Genomic DNA, 22,464 nt, shown 5'->3' with positions numbered 1-22,464 from the left:
GCGCCACCCCCATGATGCGTCAAACTATCGCAGGGTCAACTGGCATCTAAGTAGCACTGGACACGGTCGGCCATCTGCTCGGCGGTGTCATCCCGCCGGAAAAACTCGACAAAACCGTGCTCGGGCAGGGTGAGATAGGTGAAGGTCGAGTGATCCACGAGGTAATAGTCGGGATCGTCGCTGTCCTGCTTGGCCGAGAAGGCGCGATAGGCGGTGGTCGCCGCCTTCACCTGTTCCTCGCTGCCCGTCAGGCCCAGAAGGTCGGGGTGGAAGGCATCGGTGAACTCGCGCATCACCTCGGCCGTGTCGCGCTCGGGGTCGACGGTGATGAACACCGGCTTCACGTCCTTGCCGCGTTCTTCCAGGATATCGACGGCAGCCACGTTGCGCGCATTGTCGATGGGGCAGACATCGGGGCAGAAGGTATAGCCGAAGTAGATCAGCGACGGCTTGTCGATCACGTCCTCTTCGGTCACCGTCTCGCCGGTTTCGCTGACCAGGGTGAACGGCCCGCCGATGGCACCGGCGCCGCCGGCCACCGCCCCGCCCCGGCATTGCGCGAATTGATCGTCCCCGTTTCCGCCGCGCTGGGTGACGAAATAGGTCACACCCAGCAGCACGATCACGGCCACACCTGCCAGAATTGCGTAAACTCGTGTCATGACGCCTGCCCTCACGCTAGGAATATCCACTTGCCTGTGGCACATCTAAAGTCACCCTTCGCCGAAGGAAAGAGAGACAAGATCACGCATGGCACACACCCACGCGCCGCCACAGGATTTCGGCTCGGGCCGACAGTCGATCCCCCTGCGCACGCTGATCATGCTGCGCTGGTGGGCGGTGACCGGCCAGCTGTCGGCACTTCTGGTGGCGCAATACGTGCTTGGGCTCAGCCTCGCCTTCGGCATGTGCTATTTCTTCGTCGGCCTGTCGATCATCTCGAATGTCACGGCGTATTTCATCTTTCCGGAAAACAAGCGCCTCAGCCAGCGCCAGACGCTGCTGGTTGTCCTGTTCGACATGCTGCAGCTCGGCGTGCTGCTGTACCTGACAGGAGGTCTGAACAACCCGTTCTCGATCCTGATCGTGGGCCCGGTGACGGTGTCGGCCTCGGCGCTGACCGCAGGATCGACGATCTTTCTTGGCGGGATGGCGATCCTGATCACATCGGCGCTGACGCGGTTCTTCATGCCGCTGACCACGCAGACCGGCGAACGGCTGTTCATCCCCGATCTTTTCCTGTTCGGAAACTGGGTCGCGATCCTGATCGCGGTGGTGTTCCTCGGGGTCTATTCCCGCCGGATTGTCTCGGAAATGTACGCCATGTCGGAGGCGTTGCAGGCCACGCAGATGGCGCTGGCCCGCGAACAGAAACTGACGGACCTGGGCGGCGTGGTGGCCGCCGCGGCGCACGAGCTGGGCACGCCCTTGGCGACGATCAAGCTGACCAGCGCGGAACTGGCAGAGGAGCTGGACGACCACCCGGAGCTGCGCGACGATGCCCTGCTGATCCGCGAACAGGCCGACCGCTGCCGCGATATCCTGCGGTCCATGGGGCGCGCGGGCAAGGACGACCTGCACCTGCGCCGCGCGCCCCTCTCGGCCCTGCTCGAAGAAGCCGCCGAGCCGCATCTCAACCGCGGCAAGGACATCCGGTTCGAGATCGTCGCCGACATCGCCCACGAGGGCGCGCAACCCACCGTTCTGCGCCGCCCCGAGGTCATCCACGGCCTGCGCAACCTTATCCAGAACGCGGTCGATTTCAGCCGGAACAGGGTATGGATCGACAGCGAATGGACCGACCGGACCATCACCGTCCGGATCATGGATGACGGGCGCGGCTATCCACAGCACTTCCTGGGCCGGATCGGCGAGCCGTTCATCCGCCGCCGCGCACCGCGTCCCGATCCCCAGCGTCCCGAATACGAAGGCATGGGCCTGGGCCTTTTCATTGCCAAGACCCTGCTGGAACGGTCCGGCGCCGACCTGACCTTTGCCAACGGCAGCGACGACCTGCGCAAGAAGGAAGCATATGCCGAGCGCACCGGCGCGTTCGTCGAGGTCTCCTGGCCGCGAAGCAGCCTTGAAACCGACGACCAGCGCGGGCGGCAATCGCTGGGGGACAACCAGCTGATCCAGGGCTGACATCGCCCCCGTTAACGACCCGTTAACCTTGAAAGGGCAAGCTAGCCGCGTCTTTGGACCAGGACGCCTTGCATGGATGGCTTTTCGCCTCTCTTTCTCGCCGCCACGCTCATGGCCTCGGCCGCCGTTTCGCTGCTCGTGCTGTGGGCGCTTGGCCGATCCTGGTCGTCCTATACCCCCGGTTCGCGAAACACGACATCCGGCTTCGGGCACCGCGCGACCTTCGTGTTCCAGGACGACATCCTCGTCGACCAGGATACCCCGGCCGAAACGATGCCGGGGGTTGCCTCCGGCGACATCGGCACATGGCCCAGCCTGCGCAGTTGGCTGGGCTCCCGGTTCGGGCCGCTGCCCCGATCGCTCGAGGATCTCGACGATGGCGAGTTGCGCGACCTGCCCGCGACCGACGCAGACGACATGGCAACGCTGTCGTTGTCGCGCTTCAACGATGGCGGCCGAGTCCAGGTGACGGATCCGACGCGGGCCGGGCCCCTGGACCGGCACCGCACCCGGCGGCTCAGCGCCACGATCACGCGCTACCAGACGGTGTTCGACAAGGCCCCCTGCGCCGTGCGCATCCTTGATCCCGCCGGCCGGATGCTCTGGCAGAACGCGGTCTTCGCCGGCTACGACCCCGCGCAGGCACAGCATTTGATCGACACGGCAACCGCAAAGGACACGCCCACGCGCCTGCGGATGCCCGGCCCGGCCACGGCCGAAGACAGGGTCTGCGAGGTGGTCCATATCCGCGCCGGCGACGTTCGGGCCGTGTTCGCAACCGACGTCACGCAGGTCGCCAATGCCGAGGCGCTGCGCCGCGAGTTCATCCAGACCCTGACCAAGATCTTCGCCAACCTCACCACCGGGCTTGCGGTGTTCGACCGGCACCGCAACCTGGCGCTGTTCAATCCCGCGCTCCTGGACCTGACCGGACTGCCCGCGCCGATCCTGTCGTCGCAGCCCTCGCTGATCCAGTTCTTCGACAGCCTGCGCGACAACCGCGTTCTGCCGGAACCGAAGAATTACGCCTCCTGGCGCAACCAGATCGAGACCATGATCAGCAGCGCCGCCGGCGGACTCTATCTCGAGGACTGGAACCTGCCGAACGGCATGACCTACCGCGTCACCGGGCGCCCGCACCCGGACGGGGCCATCGCGTTCCTGTTCGAGGATATCACCGACAACGTCTCGCTCGCCCGCCACTTCCGCAGCCAGATTTCCCTGTGCGAGGCCGTCCTCGATGCCAGCGACGAGGCCAAGATCGTCTTCGGGCCGGACAATATCGTGTCATTGTGCAACCGGCCCTGCCGACAGCTGCTGGGCATTGATCCCGATGCCTCCTTCGCCGACATGACCCTGCGCGAGGTGGTGACCGTCTGCCGCGACTCCCTGTCGCGCGACGGGGTCTGGGACCGGGTGGAGCAGGCGGTTCTGAACCGCGCCGCGCTGGAAGAGACGCTGCCGCAACCGGACGACAGCACGCTGATATGCCGGGTCGGCCATCTGCCGGGAAACTCTGCGATCATCACGCTTCTGTCACAGCACGGCACGTCGCGCTCACACGCGAAAGCACAGGCCTGACGCCGCCTTTGTGTTGCAGGTGGCACGCTGCGGTGTAGTGTCGGGCCATGCCCGCGCGAACGCTGCAAATCACCCTGGCCGATCCCGAGGCCACCGCCACGCTCGCCCGACGGGTCGGTGCGGTCTTGCGTGTCGGCGACGTGCTGCTGCTCACCGGGCCGGTCGGGGCCGGAAAGACACATTTTGCGCGCAACCTGATCCAGTCGCTGCTGCCCGCCCCCGAGGATGTTCCCTCGCCCACCTTCACCCTGGTCCAGACCTACGAGACCCCCGGTTTCGATGTCTGGCACACCGATCTCTACCGTCTCACCAACCCCGACGAGGTGATCGAGCTGGGCCTGCTCGAGGCTTTCGAAACCTCGGTGGCGCTGGTGGAATGGCCCGACCGCCTTGGCGATCTGGCCCCGGCCAATGCCCTGTCGCTCACCTTCATGCCGCAGGCCGATCCCGACCGGCGCGTGCTTGACTTCGCATGGTCCGATCCGCGATGGGGTGACAGGGTAGGGGAGCTGTCGAATGACTGATCGCAACGCACAGATCGAAGCCTTTGTCGAAAACGCCGGCTGGGGCGACGCGGTGGTGTCTCACCTTGCCGGGGACGCCTCGAACCGGCGCTACCTGCGCCTGATCCGGCCCTCCAACGCCCAGCGCGCCGTGCTGATGGACGCGCCGCCGGAAAAGGGCGAGGATGTCCACCCGTTCGTGAAAATCGCCACCTATCTGACGTCTGTCGGCCTCAGTGCGCCGCACATCCTTCACCGCGACGACGACGCGGGGTTCCTGCTGCTCGAAGACCTCGGAGATGCGCTGTTCGCCAGCATCGTCCCGCGCAACCCGGACCTCGAGGACAGGCTCTATTCCACCGCAATCGACGTCCTGGTGCATCTTCATGCCCAGCCGGCGCCCGACGGGCTGGCCCCCTATGATCCGGCCACCGCCACCGCGCTTTCGGCGCTGGTGTTCGACTGGTACGTGCCCGGCGCGACGGACACGACCGATAGCACGGAACGGCCCGGGTTCGAGGCCTGTTTGCAGGACCTTCTGGCCGAACATGCCGCCGACTGCGATGTCCTCATCCAGCGCGACTATCACGCGCAGAATCTTCTGTGGCTGCCCGATCGCAAGGGGGTTGCCCGTGTCGGGCTGCTGGATTTCCAGGACGCGATGCTGGGCCACCGGGCCTATGACCTCGTCTCGCTGTTGCAGGACGCCCGCCGGGATGTACCGGCGGACCTCGAAATTCACATGCGAGACCGATACGCCCTCCAGACCGCACAGGATCCGCAGGCCTTCGCCACCGCCTATGCGGCGCTCGGCGCCCAGCGCAACCTGAGGATTCTCGGCGTCTTCGCGCGGCTCTGCATCCGCGACGGCAAGGCGCATTACGTCGACCTGATCCCCCGCGTCTGGGGCCTGCTGCAACGCGATCTCGCGCATCCGGCCCTCGCCCCGCTCAAGGCGCTGCTGGACCGCGCGCTGCCCCCGCCCGACGCCGCCCTCATGGAAAAGCTGAAATCGAAATGCGCGACACCCCAGATGCAGTGATGCTCTTTGCCGCCGGGTTCGGCACGCGGATGGGCCGGTTGACAGCGACCCGGCCCAAGCCGCTGATCGAGGTGGCGGGCAAGCCGCTGATCGACCACGCGCTCGACCTCGTCACGGCGCAGGGGCCACGGCGCGTCGTGGTCAACACGCATTACCTGTCGGCCCAGGTTGCCGCGCACCTGGCCGGGCGCGACATCACGATATCCGAGGAACAGCCCGATATCCTGGAAACCGGCGGCGGCCTGCGCAAGGCCCTGCCGCTCCTGGGTGACGGCCCGGTCTTCACCATGAACACGGATGCCGTCTGGGCCGGCCCCAACCCGCTGGAACAGCTTGCCGCGGCGTGGGATCCCGGCCAGATGGACGCGCTCCTGCTTTGCGTGCCACCGGAAAATGCCATCGGCCATGCCGGCGCGGGCGATTTCGTCATCGGCCCCGATGACCGCGCCGCCCGGGGTGCCGGGGCCATCTATTCCGGCGTTCAGATCCTGAAAACCGACGGGCTTGCCGACATCCCGGATCGCGCCTTTTCGCTCAACATCCTGTGGAACCGCATGCTCGACGAAGGCCGGCTGCACGCCGTGAGCTATGCGGGCCGGTGGTGCGACGTGGGCACGCCCGAGGGGATAGCCCTCGCCGAAGCCATGCTGCGAGGCACCGATGTTTGAGCCGCAGGACACGCCGCGCGTCTTCGGCGTCCCGCTCGGCGCCGATTTTCCCAGGGCGCTGATCGATGGGCTGTGCCATGCCTATGCCGGCCAACCGCCCGAGGCGCTGGCCCGCGTCCATCTCATCGTCAACACCCGCCGCATGGGCCGCCGCATCCGCGCGCTGTTCGACGCGGGGCCGGCGCGCCTGCTGCCCCGGATCAGCCTGGTCACCGATTTCGGCGAAACGCTGGGCCTGGCCCATATCCCCGACCCCATTCCGCCCCTTCGTCGGCGGCTGGAACTGACCAAGGTCGTTGCGGCGCTGCTTGACCAGGAGCCTGATCTTGCGCCCCGCGCCGCGCTTTACGACCTGTCCGACAGCCTGGCCAAGCTGATGAACGAAATGCACGGCGAGGGGGTTACGCCGGACCACATCACGCGCATCGACACCGGCGACCAGTCGGGCCATTGGGAGCGCATCAAGACCTTCCTGGGTATAATCAGTCCCTATTTCGAAACCGACGAAGATGCGCCCGACGTGGAAACGCGCCAAAGGCGGGTGATCGAAACCTATGCCCGGATGTGGCAATCCCGGCCGCCCGACCACCCCATCATCCTTGCCGGTTCGACCGGCTCGCGCGGGGCCACGCGCCTGTTGATGAAGACGGTGGCGACATTGCCGCAGGGCGCGGTGGTCCTGCCCGGCTTCGACGCCGATCAGCCAGAGCACGTCTGGACCCGGTTGCAGGACACACCCGACCGCAGCGAAGACCATCCGCAATACCGCTTTGCCCAGCTTCTGGCGGACCTGGACAGCCCGCCATCCATCATCCGGCACTGGCCGGGGTCAGAGCCTGTCTCGCCCCAACGCAACCGCCTGGTCTCTCTCGCGCTGCGCCCCGCGCCGGTGACGGACGAGTGGCTGTCGCACGGCCCCGCGCTTGCCGCAGACATCGGCCCGGCCACCGACGACATGACCCTGCTGGAGGCGCCCTCGGCTCGGATTGAGGCGCTTTGCATCGCGATGCGCCTGCGCGAGGCGGTCGAAGACGGCCAGACCGCCGCCCTGATCACACCCGACCGGACGCTCACGCGCCGCGTCGCCTCGGCGCTCGATCGCTGGGGCATTACGCCCGACGACAGCGCGGGCATGCCGCTGCACCATTCCGCGCCCGGCCGCTTTCTGCGCCACGTGGCCGAATGCCTAAACGCGCCGCTCGACGCCGCGCAACTGCTGACGCTTCTGAAACATCCGCTGACACACGGCGCGGGACAGCGCGGCCCGCATCTGCGCCTCACGCGAGAGCTGGAGCTTTACCTGCGCCGCAATGGCCCGCCCGTTCCGACCCTGCAAACGCTCGACGCCTGGGCCGACAAGATCGACGACCCCTATCTCGCCACCTGGCTGGCCTGGCTGCGCGCCAACTTCTTCGATAATGCCATGCCCGAAAGCCTCGCCTTGGGGGCGCGTGTCGAGGCGCATATGACCCTCGCCGAGGCCATCTCGCGCGGGCCGGAGCCGGACGCGCCGCTGCGCCTCTGGGACGAGGATGCCGGGCGCGAAGCTTGGAAAAGCGTCTCTGAACTGGCCGAAAACGCCGGGTACGGGCAGGCGATGCGCGCCATCGACTATATCAACCTGTTTCACGCGGTGCTGTCGCGCGGCACCGTGCGGCAGCAGCTGGAAACCGACCCCCGCGTGCTGATCTGGGGCACGCTCGAGGCGCGCGTGCAGGGCGCCGACCTTCTGATCCTCGCCGGGCTGAACGAAGGCACCTGGCCCGAGACGCCGCCGCGCGACCCCTGGCTGAACCGCGCCATGCGGCACGAGGCCGGGCTCCTGCTGCCCGAGCGGCGCATCGGCCTGGCGGCGCATGATTTCCAGCAGGCCGTGACCGCCACAAAGGAGGTGTGGATCACCCGCGCCATCCGGTCCGACGACGCGCAGACGGTGCCCTCGCGTTGGCTCAATCGTCTGACCAACCTTCTGAAGGGCCTGCCGGCCGAAGGTGGCCAGGCCGCGCTGGAGGGCATGAAGACCCGTGGCCTGACCGCCATCGCGCGCGCCGAGGCGTTCGAAGCCGTCGATCCCGCCCCGTCGGCCCCCCGTCCCGCGCCGATCCCGCCGGTCGGGACGCGCCCCAGGGAGCTGTCCGTCACCCGGATCGAAAAGCTGATCCGGGATCCCTACGCGATCTATGCCGAAAAGATCCTGCGCCTGCGCCCGCTCGACCCGCTGATGCGCGCGCCCGATGCCCGCCTGCGCGGCGAGGTTCTGCATGACGTGCTGGAGCATGTCATCAAGGCCACGATGGATGATCCCGAGAGGCTGACACCCGCCTTTTTGACCGATCAAACAGTCTCTGTTCTGGCGGAAACCGTGCCCTGGGGCGAGGCGCGTGCGCTCTGGCTTGCGCGCATGGCCCGCATCGCCGCGTGGTTCGTCGACACCGAGACGCAGCGCCGCACCCTGGCCCGGCCCACCGCGTTCGAGCAACAGGCCTCGGCGCGGCTCGACCCGCTGGATTTCACGCTGACCGCCAAGGCCGACCGGATCGACATGGACGCGGGCGGTCGCCTGCATATCTACGATTACAAGACCGGCGCGCCGCCCTCCGCCAAGTCGCAAAAGGCGTTCGAAAAGCAGCTTCTGCTGGAGGCCGCCCTGGCCGAACGCGCCGGGTTCGGCGAGCTGGCGCCCGGCCCGGTGGAACGCGCCGTATTCATCGGGCTGACCGGCGACCCCAAGGAAGTGCCGGCGCCCCTCGAAGACGCCCCGCCCGATCGGGTCTGGGCGGAGTTGAAGGACCTCATCAGCCGCTACATGGATGCAAACCAGGGCTACCTTTCGCGCCGCGCGATGAAGACACGGGACATGCAGGGCGACTATGACCGGCTTGCCCGCTTCGGCGAGTGGGACATCACCGACACGGCGAACCCCGAAAAGGTGGGCAGATGGTAGACGACGCCACCCAGCGCCAGATCGACGCCGCGCGGCCCGGGCGCTCGACATGGCTGTCGGCCAATGCCGGATCGGGCAAGACCAAGGTGCTGACCGACCGGGTCGCGCGGCTGCTTTTGGCTGGAACAGACCCGCAAAACATCCTGTGCCTGACCTACACCAAGGCCGCCGCATCCGAGATGCAGAACCGCCTGTTCGACCGGCTGGGCGAGTGGGCGATGCTGCCCGACGCCAGGCTGGAAGCGCAGTTGACGGGCCTAGGCATCGACGGCGCGATCACGCCCGAGCGCCTGCGCGAGGCGCGCCGCCTGTTCGCAGTCGCCATCGAGACGCCCGGCGGGCTCAAGATCCAGACCATCCACTCGTTCTGTTCGGCCCTCTTGCGCCGTTTTCCGCTCGAGGCCGGCGTCAGCCCGCAATTTACCGAGATGGAGGACCGCGCCGCCGCCCTGCTGCGGGCCGAGGTGGTCGAGACAATCGCCAACGGGTCCGACGCGCAGCTGCTCTACGATGTGGCCGAACAATATACCGGCGAGGATTTCGAGAGCCTGACCCGGGAAATCGTCGGCAAGCGGGACCTCCTGTCACGGCCTGTCGACGATGCACGGCTTTCCGCCCTGTTCGGGCTGAAACCGGATGACACCGCGCAGACGCTCGTCGCGTCCGTCTTTCCGGGTGGCGAGGCCGACCTGATGGTCACCCTGCTCCCCTTGCTGACCGCGGGCAGCAAGACGGAGGCCACCGCAGCGGTCAAGCTGACCATGGCCGACATCCCGTCGCTCCAGGCGCTGCCGATCCTCGAGGATGTCTTCCTCACCGGCAGCAGTGCAAAATCGCCGTTTTCCGCCAAGATAGGCTCTTTCCCGACCAAGGCCCTGCGCGAAAGCAACCCCGATCTGACAGAGAAACTCAACGCCTTCATGGCCCGCGTCGAGGCGGCGCGCGAGACCCGCCTCGCCCTCGACGCCCGGGCCATGACGCGTGTCCTGCATCGCTTCGCCGCGGTTTTCCTGCCCGCCTATGCCGCCGCCAAGGAAGCGCGCGGGATGCTGGATTTCGACGACCTCATCCTGCGCAGCCGCGACCTGCTGGACGATCCCAAGGTCGCCGACTGGGTGCTGTTCAAGCTCGACGGCGGCATCGACCACATCCTCGTCGACGAGGCGCAGGACACCAGCCCGGTCCAATGGACCCTGATCGAGCGCCTGTCGCAGGAATTCACCAGCGGCAGCGGCGCCCGCGCCGATCGGGAGCGGACGATCTTCGTCGTCGGCGACAAGAAGCAGTCGATCTATTCCTTCCAGGGCGCCGATCCCGAAGGGTTCGACCGCATGAAGGAGGATTTCCGCGCCAAGCTGGACGTCACCGACGCGCCCTTGCAGGACATGGAGATGGAGTTTTCCTTCCGCTCGGCGCAGACCATCCTGTCGCTGGTGGATGAAACCTTTAGCGGGCTGGAGGCCAGCGGCTTTACCCAGCGCGAACCGCACAAGGCGTTCCACGCCGGCATGCCGGGCCGCGTCGATCTGTGGCCGCCGGTCGAAAAGGAAGAGGCCGAAGACCCGCCCGAGTGGTACGACCCCGTCGACATCATGACGCCCGGCGATCCGGCAACGCGCCTGGCCGCGCAGACGGCCCGGAACATAAAGGCGATGCTGGGCACACCCCTGCCGTCGAAGGACGGTACATCGGCGCGCGCGATCACCGAGGGCGACATCCTCATCCTCGTGCAGCGCCGCTCCGACCTCTTTCACGAGATCATCCGCGCCTGCAAATCCCAGGGGCTGAACGTCGCCGGTGCCGACCGCCTGCGCGTCGGCGCGGAACTCGCCGTGCGGGACATCGCCGCCCTCCTGTCCTTCCTCGCCACGCCCGAGGACAGCCTGTCGCTCGCCACCGCCCTGCGGTCGCCGCTTTTCGGCTGGAGCGAGGGGCAGATCTTCGATCTCGCGCATTACCGCCAGCAACGCTATCTCTGGCAGGCGCTGCGCGACCGCGCGGCGGAGTTTCCCGAAACCTTCGCCATTCTCGACGATCTGCGCGACGCCTCCGACTACCTGCGCCCCTATGACATGATCGAGCGTATTCTCACGCGCCACGACGGGCGCGCGCGGCTGCTGGCGCGGCTGGGGTCCGAGGCGGAAGACGGCATCGACGCGCTCTTGTCCCAGGCCATGGCCTACGAGCAGAACGCGGTCGACAGCCTGACGGGCTTTCTGGTCTGGATGGAAACCGACGATTTGGAGATCAAGCGCCAGCTGGACGGCGCGGGCGACCGGATCCGCGTGATGACCGCCCACGCCGCCAAGGGGCTCGAGTCGCCCATCGTCATCCTGCCCGACAGCGCCAAGCGCGACCTGCGGGTCGAGGCCAGGCTGATCGCGGCGGGCGACACCGCTCTGTGGCGGCCCCGCAAGGACGATCTGCCCACGCCACTTCAGCCCCTGGACGCGGCCGAGCGGGACGCGCAATGGGCCGAGCGGGACCGGCTGCTTTACGTCGCCATGACCCGGGCCGAGCAATGGCTGATCGTGTCCGCCGCGGGCGATCTCGATCGCGAAGGTCGCGACTGGTACAGCAAGGTGCGCGGCGGAATGCTGCGGTCGAACGCTGTCGAGCATGTCTTCGACGCGGGGCAGGGGCTGCGCCTGCAAGGCGGAAACTGGGCCGGGCTAGAGCCTGAATCGGCCCAAAAGGCCGAGGCCGAAACCGTCACGCTTCCCACCTTTTTTGCCGACCCCGCCAGGCCCGCGCCGGCCGCGCCCGAAACCCTTGCCCCCTCCACCGACCTTGGCGGCGACAAGGCGCTGCCGGGCGAGGCGGGGCTGGACGAAGACGCCGCCAAGCGCCGCGGCCGCCAGGTGCACCGCCTGCTGGAAGTTCTGCCGCAACTGGCCCCGGACGACTGGGCCGACAGGGCCGCCTCCGTCCTGGCCCACGGTCCCGACGCCGCGCAGGGGCAGGATCTGACCCTCTTGCTGGCCGAGGCCCAAGCCGTCCTGACGCAAGATAACCTGCACATGCTCTTTACCCCCGAGGCACTGGCCGAGGTCCCGGTTTCCGCCCATATCGACGCGCTGGGTGGCCGGCGGATTCACGGCACGATCGACCGCCTGATCGTGACGCCCGAGAAAATCCTTGCCGTCGATTTCAAGACCAACGCCGTCGTCCCCGCCACGCCGGCCGATGTTCCCTCTGGCCTCTTGCGGCAGATGGGCGCCTATGCCCATGCCCTGCAACAGATTTATCCCGACCGCGCCATCGAGACCGCGCTGCTCTGGACCCGCACCGCCACGCTCATGCCCCTGCCACACGATCTTGTGACACAGGCGCTGGCCGACACCCATATAGCTTGACGCTCCCTACGGGTGTTCATAGGTTCTCTGTCGAACCCGAGCTCAAGGAGAGACGCAAGATGGCCACCGTTGCCGTAACCGACGACACGTTCGATAGCGAAGTGAAGAACTCCGACATTCCCGTCGTGGTGGATTTCTGGGCCGAATGGTGCGGCCCCTGCAAGCAGATCGGCCCGGCGCTGGAAGAGCTGTCCTCCGAGATGGATGGCAAGGTCAAGATCGCCAAGGTGAACGTGGACGAGAACCCCAACTCGCCGTCGCAACTGGGCGTGCGCGGTATTCCCGCACTCTTCATCTTCAAGAACGGCGAGGTCGTGTCGACCAAGACCGGCGCCGCGCCCAAGGCCGCGCTGCAAGGCTGGATCGAAGAGTCGATCTGAAGCTAAGCCGAGTAGAATAGCGAAGGGGTCGCCTACTGGGCGGCCCTTTTTCATTTAAGAACCACGCGCGGAACAAAGGCGCGGCGAGCCGCGCCGCCGCGCATCGCCGGGCCGCCCCCCGGCACGGCGATTGGGCAGATCTAGGTGCTTCGCTTGAACTACTCTCGGTTGTGGCAACCATAAAGCTCTTCAGAACAACGGTAGGTTCGCCGCACCGCGGCCCGCCAATGCGCGGCCCCATTTTCCTACCCGGGTTGCCATGCCTCCTCACCCCTTCCATATAGGTCCAAACATTAGAGGAGCCCCGACCATGAGCGATTTCCCCGGCTGGCACGGCACAACCATCATCGGCGTCCGCAAGGGCGGGCAGGTCGTCGTCGCGGGCGACGGGCAGGTCAGCCTTGGCGACACCGTCATCAAGAGCACCGCCCGCAAGGTCCGCCGGATCAGCCCCGGCGGATATGATGTGGTCGCAGGCTTCGCCGGCTCCACCGCCGACGCCTTCACCTTGCTGGAACGGCTGGAGTCCAAGCTGGAAGCGACCCCCGGCCAGCTGCAACGCGCCTCCGTCGAACTCGCCAAGGACTGGCGCACCGACAAATACCTGCAAAAGCTCGAGGCGATGCTGATCGTCACCGACGGCTCGCAGCTTTACGTGATCACCGGCGCGGGCGACGTTCTGGAACCCGAACACGATGTCGCCGCCATCGGCTCGGGCGGGAACTACGCGCTGGCCGCCGCGCGCGGCATGATCGAAAGCGACAGGTCCGCCGAACAGATCGCGCGGGATGCCATGGCCATCGCCTCGGACATCTGCGTCTACACCAACGGCAACCTGACCGTGGAAACCATCAGCGCCTAGCGAGCGCTTGGCCAGCATCGTTCGTCAGTCAGAGCAGGGCGGAATGCGGTCTTTCTTTCGTCCAAACGGTCCATTAGTGCTGGCGCGAAGACGACCAGAGGACTTTCCATGACCCTGACCCAGGACGACCTGCGCGCCGCCACCGCCGCCGGCATCATCGACGAGGCCCAGGCCGCGCGCCTCAGCGCCCTCTCGCACGAACGCGCCGGCCGCATCGCCCGCCGCGCGAACGAGGACGAACCGTTCGAGCTGTTTTCGGGCTTTGCCGAGATTTTCATTTCGCTCGGCCTGATCCTGCTGACCTCGGGCGCCGTGACCTTCGCCTTCGCCGCGGGCGGGGTGGTGTTCGTCATGGCGGCGCTCATGGCCGTCGGCTGGTTCGCGGCGCATTACTTCACGCTGAAACGCCGGATGAGCCTGCCCTCCATCGTGCTGGTCTGCACCTATGCCACCGGCGCGGGCGGGCTGATCGGCTATGTCCTCGACATGATCGGCCTCACCTCCGGCGCGCTCGCGGCCATCCTGCTGGGCCTCGGTGGCATGGCCTCGATCCTGCTGCATTACCGCCATTTCCGCGTGCCCTTCTCGATGCTGCTCGTCGGCCTTTACGGCTTCATGACGATCTACGCGATCACCACCGAAACTAGCCCGGTCGACACGCTGATCACCGGCAGCTTCTGGAGCCTCTTCGACCTCCGCCGGGGCGGCTCACTGGCCATCGGCACGCTGATCTTCGGCATCCTCGCCTTCATCGCCGGCCTCTGGTTCGACATGCAGGACCCGCATCGCATCGGCCGCCGCGCCCGCTCGGCCTTCTGGCTGCACCTGCTGGCCGCGCCCGCGCTGGTGAACACCGTGATGATGACCGTCTACAATTTCGACGGGGCGCTGGGCACGATCCTCACGATCATCGGCTTCCTGCTGGTCACCTGCCTCGCCCTCATCACTGACCGCCGCTCGTTCCTGACCGCCGGCATGGGCTATCTCGCCGCCGTGATCTACTGGCTCTTCAGCATGGATGGCGGCGGCACGCAGCTGCCCCTCCTGATGCTGGTCATCGGCGCCTTCATCACCGGCCTCGGCACCTTCTGGACGCACCTGCGCGTCGCCCTCATGCGCGCCCTGCCCAATTTCCCCGGCAAATCCCGCCTGCCCCCCTATGACGACGTCACCGCAACCTCCGAATAACCGCACCTTGCGTTTCGGCCCCCCATGCTTACGTTTCCCCGTAACGCAATCACAGGACGCCCCATGACCGACCTCACCCCGCGCGAAATCGTCTCGGAACTCGACCGCTACATCATCGGCCAGAAGGACGCCAAGCGCGCCACCGCCGTCGCCCTGCGCAACCGCTGGCGCCGCAAGCAGCTCTCCGACGACCTGCGCGAAGAGGTCTATCCCAAGAACATCCTGATGATCGGCCCCACCGGCGTCGGCAAAACCGAAATCTCCCGCCGCCTGGCAAAACTCGCCCGCGCCCCCTTCATCAAGGTCGAGGCGACCAAGTTCACCGAGGTCGGCTATGTCGGCCGCGATGTCGAACAGATCATCCGCGACCTCGTCGACAGCTCCATCGCCCAGACCCGCGACTTCATGCGCGAAGACGTCAAATCCCGCGCCCACCAACAGGCCGAGGATCGCGTCATCGCCGCCATCGCCGGCGAGGATGCCCGCGAATCCACCCGCGAGATGTTCCGCAAGAAGCTCAAGGATGGCCTGCTCGACGACACCGAGATCGAGCTTGACGTCGCCGACACCTCCAACCCCCTTGGCATGATGGACATCCCCGGCCAGCCCGGCGGCGGCCAGATGGGCATGATGAATCTCGGCGACATCTTCGGCAAGGCCTTCGGCGGCCGCACCACCCGCAAGAAGATGACCGTCCGCGAAAGCTACGACATCCTGATTTCGGAAGAAGCCGACAAGCTGCTGGACGACGAAACCGTCAACCGCACCGCGCTGGAAGCGGTCGAGCAGAACGGCATCGTCTTCCTCGATGAGATCGACAAGGTCTGTGCGAGGCAAGAGGCCCGCGGCGGCGACGTCTCGCGCGAGGGGGTGCAGCGTGACCTCCTGCCCCTGATCGAGGGCACGACCGTCTCGACCAAGCATGGTCCGGTCAAGACCGACCACATCCTCTTCATCGCAAGCGGCGCCTTCCACATCGCCAAGCCGTCCGACCTCTTGCCCGAACTTCAGGGCCGCCTGCCCATCCGGGTCGAACTGCGCGCCCTGACCGAGGAAGATTTCGTGCGCATCCTGACCGAGACGGACAACGCCCTGACCCGCCAGTACTCCGCCCTCATGGGGACCGAGGAGGTCAACGTCGAATTCACCGAGGACGGCATCAAGGCCCTCGCCCGCATCGCGGCGGAGGTCAACCAGACCATCGAGAATATCGGCGCGCGCAGGCTCTATACCGTGATGGAACGCGTGTTCGAGGAACTCAGCTTCACCGCGCCGGACCGCGCCGGCGAGAAGGTGGTCGTGGACGAAGCCTTCGTGGACGCCAACCTGGGCGAGCTGATGAAGTCGACGGATTTGAGCAGGTATGTTTTGTGAGGGATGAACGTGGGTTCGGTTTGTGTTTTCCGCCAACTATTTCTGCAAGCAGGCTGAACGCGTACTAGGCATTAGCATCAATGTGCTGCTGAAGCACATTCTGGCAAGCTGCAATAAATTCTGGCCTACGACTATCGAGATCGGTTTTCATGCCTTTTATTAACAATTCTCTAGTGTCCTTGTCATGAACTAGAAAAATTTTTTCTAATTGGTCAGCGTAACGTTCAATTTCACGATTTCTGCTTTCGATGAGCGGAACTCGGTTTAATTCCAGTTCCAAGACTGTTCGTACACCATCTTCCGTCTTTCCTTTTGCGAAAGCGCCAACAAAAAAAAGATGTTCGTCCGGATCGACGTTGTATGGATCTAAGATATTATCTTTGTTGGACTTTTTTTGATTACAGACTTGGCATGCGAACGTCAAATTTTGCCACTCAAATGTCAGATCTCTATTCAAAGATTTTGGCGTGACATGTTCAATGTCACCGTGCGCGACGTCAGTTACTTTCGCTTCACAGTACGCGCATTTTTCGTTGGTCTCTTGTTTCAACGCCGCCTTTACTTGTGGGTGATTGTATCGCTTGGTCAACCTACGAATTGCGTCTTTATCTTCGCTCTCTACTGCGTCCAGCAGATCGCGAGTCCATGCCTCTTTGTTATTTGTCAAAATTTCTGGTTCAGGAACCTTAGAAAGCTTAATCACTAGCAATTTTCCCCAGTGCTTCGGGAAGAAATTCGGACAAACCCGCGCTTTCAAGTTCAGCCCGAAGTTTATCTATAGCGTCCTTTGAAAGACTTTCTGCATCAAAGTTACTTGCTATTCGAGAAAGCTCGCGTTCGGCCCAAGTTGGAATTGTTACGGATACTCCGAGTACTTCGTCGAGTATCTTATCTGCAGTTTTTGCTTTGCTTACAAAATCGATTTCCTCAGCTGTGACTGCGGTTTCCGAAGATTTGTCTTCGTCAGCTAGCTTTGTGTAACGAAGTGCATAAACTTTGCTCTCTTTAACGGACGTAATCACAAATGGCGAATGGGTTGCGACAATGAACTGAACCTTGGGGAAAGCATTCACTAAATTGCCAAGAAAATCTCGCTGAAGCGAAGGGTGAAGATGGTTTTCAGGCTCATCAATTAGTACAACCGCTTTTTCTCCATGCGCTTTTGTATAAAGAAAAATTTGCCAAGCTGTTTGGATCAGGGACATTAGGCCGCCAGACGCTGAATCTATCGGAAATTCTCCCGTTTTTGAGACCACGACAATTTCCGGGGTCCTTACCTCAAGCGACTGAAAGCCGATTTCAAGTGGTAACAACACTTTGAGCAGTGCTTGGAAGTCGTCAAACAATCCTCGCAATTCTGGAACAGCTTTCATGTGGGGATTATCTGCGCCAAAGGCTGCGAAACCAATCAGCGCCTCTTTTAACGGCGCGATTGGGTTTTGTACAAATTTACCCTCTCTATTATAGCGATCTCCACGTTGGTAGGCGCTTTGTGTAAGATTAAAATATTCGAAAGCGTCTTTGGGTTTGATACCGGAAACTGGCAGTGATTGGACTGCTGAGTATCTCGGAGTTGCCCTGTGTGAAGCAATCTTGAAACCCACCACGACCTGACGGCCCTTTAGCTCCACTTGATACTGTAAGGCGCCGGCTCCGCTTGTGGTCAGTTTAGCAATAGATCCAGAGTCGTATGATACTGCGCCAATCTCATGATCATTAGCACTTGGGTCTGGCTCTTCATCTCTTCTGAAAGGATTAAAGCGCGCGAAAAGAGTTCCGAGCGAGTAGCTAGACTTTCCAGTCTTTTTGTCTTTGACCGGAGTAGCAAGGAATGGTTCCCGGTGCACTGGCTGCATACTAATCTCAAGCAAGGAAAGCAGGGTACTCTTGCCGGAACCATTTGGGCCCGTCAGCACAGTCAGCCTGGGATGCAGGTCCAAGTGAACGTTTTCAAACTGGCGCCACTGATTTACTGAAATTGTCCTGTACTGCACGGCAAACCAATCGACAAAATTTTCTTTGCGAAGCTTTTCCAGCTAACGGTAGAGGCGTTGCGGTATTCAAACAACTTTAATTTGTCCTGACGTTCTGCCAAAGCCAAATTTCAAATCAGTAGATAGTTTTCGCTACACAAAACAACACACGCCGCCCTTCCTCTTAACCCCCTAGCCCAAAAATTCGCACCGTCGGCATACCACCCAAATACCGACGCGATACCGACGTCCTTTTGGGCCGATCCGGAAAATTAACGAATCAAATCGGCACGCCTTTGAATCCGCTTTCCTCCCCCCGGGTTTCGGGCCACGAAGGGGGCCATGCGGCTCCTCGATTTTCTCCGTGACAACCTCCCCTTCCTGTCGGCGGGTATGCTGCTGACCTTCCTAAGTTCTTTTGGACAAACGTTTTTTATCTCGCTCTTCGCCGGGGAGGTTCGGGCCGCGTTCGATCTCAGCCACGGGCAATGGGGCGGGATCTACACGCTCGGCACCACCGCCTCTGCCCTGGTCATGGTCTGGGCCGGCGGCCTCACGGATTTTTTTCGCGTCCGCACCCTCGCCCCTATCATATTGATATTGCTCGCTTTTGCTTGCCTCTCCATGGCCTTCAATCCGGTCTGGTGGGGGTTGATCGCGGTTATTTTTGCCCTGCGCTTCACCGGCCAGGGCATGACCAGCCACCTCGCCGTCGTCGCCATGTCCCGCTGGTTCATCGCCACAAGAGGCAAGGCCCTGTCCATCGCCACCCTCGGCTTCGCCCTGGGCGAGGCCCTGTTACCCCTTGTTTTCGTTGCACTTCTGGCCGTCTACGACTGGCACATGCTCTGGGTCGCCGCCGCCCTCATCGCCCTTGTCGGCGTTCCGATCATCCACCGCCTCCTCCGCCTCGAACGCACCCCCCAATCCCTGGCCGAAACCGACCAGTCCCTGGGCATGGAAAACCGCCACTGGACCCGCAATCAGGCCTTATTTCATTGGCTTTTCTGGTTCATGGTCCCCGCACTTTTGGGCCCCGCAGCCTTCAACACCGCCTTCTTTTTCCACCAGGTCCATTTCGCCGATCTAAAGGGCATACCCCACGTCCAGCTGGTCGCCCTCTACCCGTTCTACACCGCCATCGGCATCGTCTCGATGATCCTCTCCGGCTGGGCGTTGGACCGCTTTGGCACCGCCAGGTTGATCCCGTTCTTCCAGCTTCCCATGGTCGCCGCCTTCGCGATTTTTGCGATATCCGACAATACCTTGAGCCTGCTCGCCGGCCTCTTCTTCCTCGGTCTGACAACGGGCGCCAACACCACCCTCCCCAACGCCTTCTGGGCCGAATTCTACGGCACCGCCCGCCTCGGTTCGATCAAGGCCATGGCCGCCGCCGTCATGGTCTTCGGCTCCGCCATCGGCCCCGGCCTGACCGGCATGGGCATCGATCTGGGGCTGGGATTGGAACGCCAATACCTCATCGTCGCAGGCTATTTCATCTTCACCACCCTGATGATGACCATCGGCATCACACGGGCCAAACCCCTGCTACCGATTGCGGCGTAGATAGACGTAATACGCCCCGCCCCCGCCATGCCGCACATGCGCCTGGGTGATCTGCAACACCAGCCCCGACAACGGCGCCATGCCCAGCCATTGCGGTACCGCGTGGCGCAGCACACCATTTCTGGTGGGTATCGGTCCGCCGGTATCGGTATTCTTGCCCTTGCCGGTGATCACCAGAACAAGTCTTTTTCCCTGCGCCTGCGCCCGGAGAATGAAGCCCGTCAGGGCAGGTTGCGCCCGGGCCAGGGTCATGCCGTGCAGATCGATCCGGGCTTCCGGCTCGACCTTGCCACGTTTGAGCCGCGTGTTCGTGCGCTTGTCCATCTGCAACGGCTGTCGCGCAAGGCGCTCGGGCAGGCCTGGCAAGGTGTCGTGCTTGTGGCCCGAGCGGTTGGCGTTTTGTCCCACCCTGAAATCGGGAAGCGCGGGTTGCGGCGCGTCAGACGGTGGCTTCGACGGCCTATCCAGGAGCCTTGGCCCTTCTTTTCCGGTTTTCGGATCAAGCCGGTCGGTTGTCTTCGCCACCTGCTGCCAAAGCTTCAATTCTTCGGGTGTCACCCGCCTCCGGCTCAAAGGTTCGGCTCCGTCGCGGTGGCGTAGGCGCGCTGTATCGGCAAAAGAACCACCATGCGGCCCGGGTCGCGCAAGCGTCCGGCGATGCGACCGGCGGCGTCTCCGGTGCCGATGAAAATATCCGCCCTTTGCGCCCCCTTGATGGCAGAGCCGGTATCCTGTGCGATCATGAGGCGGCGGATGGGATCTGCGCCCTCTTTCTCTATCCAGACCGGCGCACCGAGAGGAACATAGGCCGGATCGACCGCAATCGTGCGTCCCGCTGTCACCGAGCGGTTCATCGCCCCGAGAGGACCCATGTGAGCGGGAACGGAATCGATCCGGCGAAAGAACACGTAAGACGGGTTGTGCCAGAGCAATTCCTTGCCGGCCACTGGGTTGCGGCGCACCCAGTTCTTGATGACCTGGGCGGACACCTGGTGGGCTTGGTAAATTCCACGGCGAACCAGTTCCGCCCCGACCGAACGGTACTCATGTCCGTTGGCACCGCCGTAGCCAACGCGGATTTTACGCCCGTCCGGCAAGGTCACGCGACCGGAGCCCTGGATCTGGAGAAAGAACTTTTCGACCGGATCGTCGACCCAGACGATTTCCAGCCCGCGCCCCTGCATGGCGACCCCGGCCTCGATCTCCCGGCGTGTCAGCCACGGCAATTCGCCCGCCGCCTCGGGAGGTTTCCGGTAGAGAGGATAACGATAGCGCGCACTGGCCGACAGCGAGCCGCTGAGTTCCGGTTCGAAGTAGCCAGTGAACAGGGCCTTTTTGCCGTCCTCGATCAATACCGGGCGAAAGAACAGTCGAAAAAAATCGGTCGCGTCAGGCTTTTGCTGCGCGAGACCGCAAAGCGCTCGCCAGTCCGGGTCTTCAAGGTCCGGGCAGGTGAGCAGAAATGCCTCGAGCGCCTTGTCGTGGTCGTCCTCGGCCCAACCCCTGAGGTCTTCGAAGTCGAGAACGGTATGTGTCACGTCCTGGGCCGCGACGGTGGTCCCCACCGTCAGGAAAAATGAGAACGCTGCCGCCGCCCGTCCGATCATTCGCCTGTGGCAACAAGCCGCCAGTTCGGGTCGTCGGACCCCATGACACGTTCGAAGGTCCAGCTGTCCTTCTGCTTTTTGGATTTGCCGGGCTCACCCTCGACAATCTCGCCGTTCTGGTCGCGCACGACAGAAACAAGCTCGCCGATGAACCGGACCGTGATCTCGGCAGAATTGGTGGCGTTGTCGAACCTTGCCCCGGTCAGGGTCGTCTCGCGAACGCCGATGAATTCCGCCTCCACGGTCAGGCCTTGCTGGGCGCGCGAGTCCACCACACTCTTGAAGGCTTCGTAAACGTCTTCATCGAGGAAGGGTTTGATTTCCTCCATCTGGCCACGCTCGAACGCCATGAGAATCCATTCATAGGCCTGTTTCGCGCCTTGCAAGAACTCGCCAACCGCAAAGCTGCTGTCTGCGCGCTTCATGTCGGCGAGCGCCTTGGCGCTATCCGAGCCTTCTGCCACATGATCCGTGATGTCGAAATCCGGACCGCCGTCGATCACCTCGAAATCCTGTCGACGAGACGGCGCGGGGGTCGACGGCCGTGGCTGTTGCGACGGCTCGTACCCGTCGCGGGTCCCCAGAACGCTTTTCAGCCGAAGAATAAGGAAGATGGCAATGCCCGCCAGGACAAGCAATTGGAGTAGGGGCGAATTCATTCATACCTCTCAACGTGCCCGGGATGGAAACCTCCCGGTTCGGTTCTTATGTAGGGTGTTGATCCGGGCGAGTCCACCATACCCGCCTTTCAAAGCAAGGAGGATCGTTTTTATGTGGCTGTTTGTAGCCTTTCTCGCCGTGCCACTGATCGAAATCGCGCTGTTCATCCAGGTCGGTGGCCTGATCGGTCTGTGGCCGACCCTGGCGATCGTCATCATAACCGCCGTTCTGGGAACGTGGCTTGTCAGGACCCAAGGCGCGATGGCGTTCGGACAGTTGCGCTCGTCTTTTCAGAAGCTGGACGATCCGACCGAACCCTTGGCGCATGGGGCCATGATCCTGATTGCCGGTGCGCTGCTGCTGACCCCGGGCTTCTTTACCGATGCCGTCGGCTTTTCCCTGCTCGCCCCGCCGATCCGCAAGGCCTTGTTTCAGTTCCTGCGAACGCGGATCAAGGTACAGCGCTTCGAGATGGGCCCGAACGGTCCACATGACATGAGGAACGAGCCGCGACCACGAAACCGCCCCGACGTGATCGAAGGCCAGTACGAGGAGGTCGATCCCCCGAAAAAGCCCAACCATGACGGTTCTGGCTGGACCCGGCATTGATCTGAA

Annotated in this window: 19 protein-coding genes; 13 read left to right on the top strand and 6 right to left on the bottom strand. The window is 63.6% G+C overall.

The features are described 5' to 3' along the window. Positions 1-35 precede the first annotated feature (35 nt). Positions 36-662 (bottom strand): SCO family protein, encoded by a 627-nt coding sequence (locus FIU85_RS11710; protein WP_152497016.1) that lies wholly within the window; start codon positions 660-662, stop codon positions 36-38. An 88-nt stretch (positions 663-750) separates the two neighbouring features. On the opposite strand from FIU85_RS11710, the gene regB reads away from it, so the two are divergent. From regB to hslU, 11 genes are all read left to right on the top strand, one after another. Further along, entirely contained in the window at positions 751-2,145 is a 1,395-nt protein-coding gene (regB, locus tag FIU85_RS11705) for a sensor histidine kinase RegB (RefSeq protein ID WP_152497015.1), read from the top strand. A gap of 72 nt (positions 2,146-2,217) precedes the next feature. Then, on the top strand, positions 2,218-3,726 hold the full coding sequence (locus tag FIU85_RS11700) for a PAS-domain containing protein (protein ID WP_152497014.1): 1,509 nt from the start codon (positions 2,218-2,220) through the stop codon (positions 3,724-3,726). 47 nt (positions 3,727-3,773) lie between these two features. Further along, entirely contained in the window at positions 3,774-4,250 is a 477-nt protein-coding gene (gene tsaE, locus FIU85_RS11695) for a tRNA (adenosine(37)-N6)-threonylcarbamoyltransferase complex ATPase subunit type 1 TsaE (protein ID WP_152494231.1), read from the top strand. Then, on the top strand, positions 4,243-5,271 hold the full coding sequence (locus tag FIU85_RS11690; protein ID WP_152497013.1) for an aminoglycoside phosphotransferase family protein: 1,029 nt from the start codon (positions 4,243-4,245) through the stop codon (positions 5,269-5,271). The genes tsaE and FIU85_RS11690 overlap by 8 nt, the downstream gene beginning before the upstream one ends. Continuing rightward, positions 5,247-5,939, top strand: coding sequence for a nucleotidyltransferase family protein (locus FIU85_RS11685; RefSeq protein ID WP_152497012.1), 693 nt, complete (start codon positions 5,247-5,249; stop codon positions 5,937-5,939). Before FIU85_RS11690 ends, FIU85_RS11685 begins: the two co-directional genes overlap by 25 nt. Further along, positions 5,932-8,883, top strand: a complete 2,952-nt coding sequence (gene addB / locus FIU85_RS11680) for a double-strand break repair protein AddB (protein ID WP_152497011.1) — start codon at positions 5,932-5,934, stop codon at positions 8,881-8,883. The genes FIU85_RS11685 and addB overlap by 8 nt, the downstream gene beginning before the upstream one ends. Beyond that, positions 8,877-12,239, top strand: coding sequence for a double-strand break repair helicase AddA (addA, locus tag FIU85_RS11675; RefSeq protein ID WP_152497010.1), 3,363 nt, complete (start codon positions 8,877-8,879; stop codon positions 12,237-12,239). The genes addB and addA overlap by 7 nt, the downstream gene beginning before the upstream one ends. A gap of 59 nt (positions 12,240-12,298) precedes the next feature. Further along, positions 12,299-12,619 (top strand): thioredoxin, encoded by a 321-nt coding sequence (gene trxA, locus FIU85_RS11670; RefSeq protein WP_057795333.1) that lies wholly within the window; start codon positions 12,299-12,301, stop codon positions 12,617-12,619. Positions 12,620-12,929: 310 nt separating this feature from the next. Further along, positions 12,930-13,481, top strand: coding sequence for an ATP-dependent protease subunit HslV (gene hslV, locus FIU85_RS11665; RefSeq protein WP_152497009.1), 552 nt, complete (start codon positions 12,930-12,932; stop codon positions 13,479-13,481). Between the two features lie 108 nt (positions 13,482-13,589). Continuing rightward, positions 13,590-14,669 carry a hypothetical protein gene (locus tag FIU85_RS11660; protein WP_152497008.1) on the top strand — a complete coding sequence of 360 codons (1,080 nt, stop codon included), beginning with the start codon at positions 13,590-13,592 and terminating at the stop codon, positions 14,667-14,669. Positions 14,670-14,732: 63 nt separating this feature from the next. Further along, positions 14,733-16,043, top strand: coding sequence for an ATP-dependent protease ATPase subunit HslU (hslU, locus tag FIU85_RS11655; protein WP_152476488.1), 1,311 nt, complete (start codon positions 14,733-14,735; stop codon positions 16,041-16,043). Positions 16,044-16,107: 64 nt separating this feature from the next. Here hslU and FIU85_RS11650 read toward each other — a convergent pair whose 3' ends face one another. Further along, positions 16,108-16,746, bottom strand: coding sequence for an HNH endonuclease (locus tag FIU85_RS11650; protein WP_172978871.1), 639 nt, complete (start codon positions 16,744-16,746; stop codon positions 16,108-16,110). Beyond that, a complete protein-coding gene (locus FIU85_RS11645; RefSeq protein ID WP_172978870.1) occupies positions 16,739-17,983 on the bottom strand; it encodes an AAA family ATPase in 1,245 nt (414 codons plus the stop codon). The genes FIU85_RS11650 and FIU85_RS11645 overlap by 8 nt, the downstream gene beginning before the upstream one ends. 375 nt (positions 17,984-18,358) lie before the next feature. Here FIU85_RS11645 and FIU85_RS11640 point away from each other — a divergent pair, with 375 nt between their 5' ends. Further along, the gene (locus FIU85_RS11640) at positions 18,359-19,582 is read left to right on the top strand and encodes an MFS transporter (RefSeq protein ID WP_152497005.1); all 1,224 of its coding nucleotides are present in this window, start codon (positions 18,359-18,361) and stop codon (positions 19,580-19,582) included. On the opposite strand, the gene FIU85_RS11635 is transcribed toward FIU85_RS11640, so the two are convergent. The 3 genes from FIU85_RS11635 to FIU85_RS11625 form a co-directional block, all read right to left on the bottom strand. Continuing rightward, a complete protein-coding gene (locus FIU85_RS11635; RefSeq protein ID WP_368372961.1) occupies positions 19,565-19,990 on the bottom strand; it encodes a Smr/MutS family protein in 426 nt (141 codons plus the stop codon). The two genes, FIU85_RS11640 and FIU85_RS11635, sit on opposite strands and share 18 nt — an antisense overlap. 161 nt (positions 19,991-20,151) lie before the next feature. Next, a complete protein-coding gene (locus FIU85_RS11630; protein ID WP_152497003.1) occupies positions 20,152-21,189 on the bottom strand; it encodes a murein transglycosylase A in 1,038 nt (345 codons plus the stop codon). Beyond that, positions 21,186-21,848 (bottom strand): Tim44/TimA family putative adaptor protein, encoded by a 663-nt coding sequence (locus tag FIU85_RS11625; protein ID WP_152497002.1) that lies wholly within the window; start codon positions 21,846-21,848, stop codon positions 21,186-21,188. The genes FIU85_RS11630 and FIU85_RS11625 overlap by 4 nt, the downstream gene beginning before the upstream one ends. A 112-nt stretch (positions 21,849-21,960) precedes the next feature. On the opposite strand from FIU85_RS11625, the gene FIU85_RS11620 reads away from it, so the two are divergent. Then, positions 21,961-22,458: an FxsA family protein gene (locus FIU85_RS11620; RefSeq protein WP_152497001.1), complete on the top strand. Its 498-nt coding sequence runs from the start codon at positions 21,961-21,963 to the stop codon at positions 22,456-22,458. Positions 22,459-22,464: the final 6 nt, after the last annotated feature.

The sequence above is a fragment of the Roseovarius sp. THAF8 genome, assembly GCF_009363735.1.
GTDB lineage: Bacteria > Pseudomonadota > Alphaproteobacteria > Rhodobacterales > Rhodobacteraceae > Roseovarius.
This window is presented reverse-complemented; position numbering and strand designations above follow the sequence as displayed.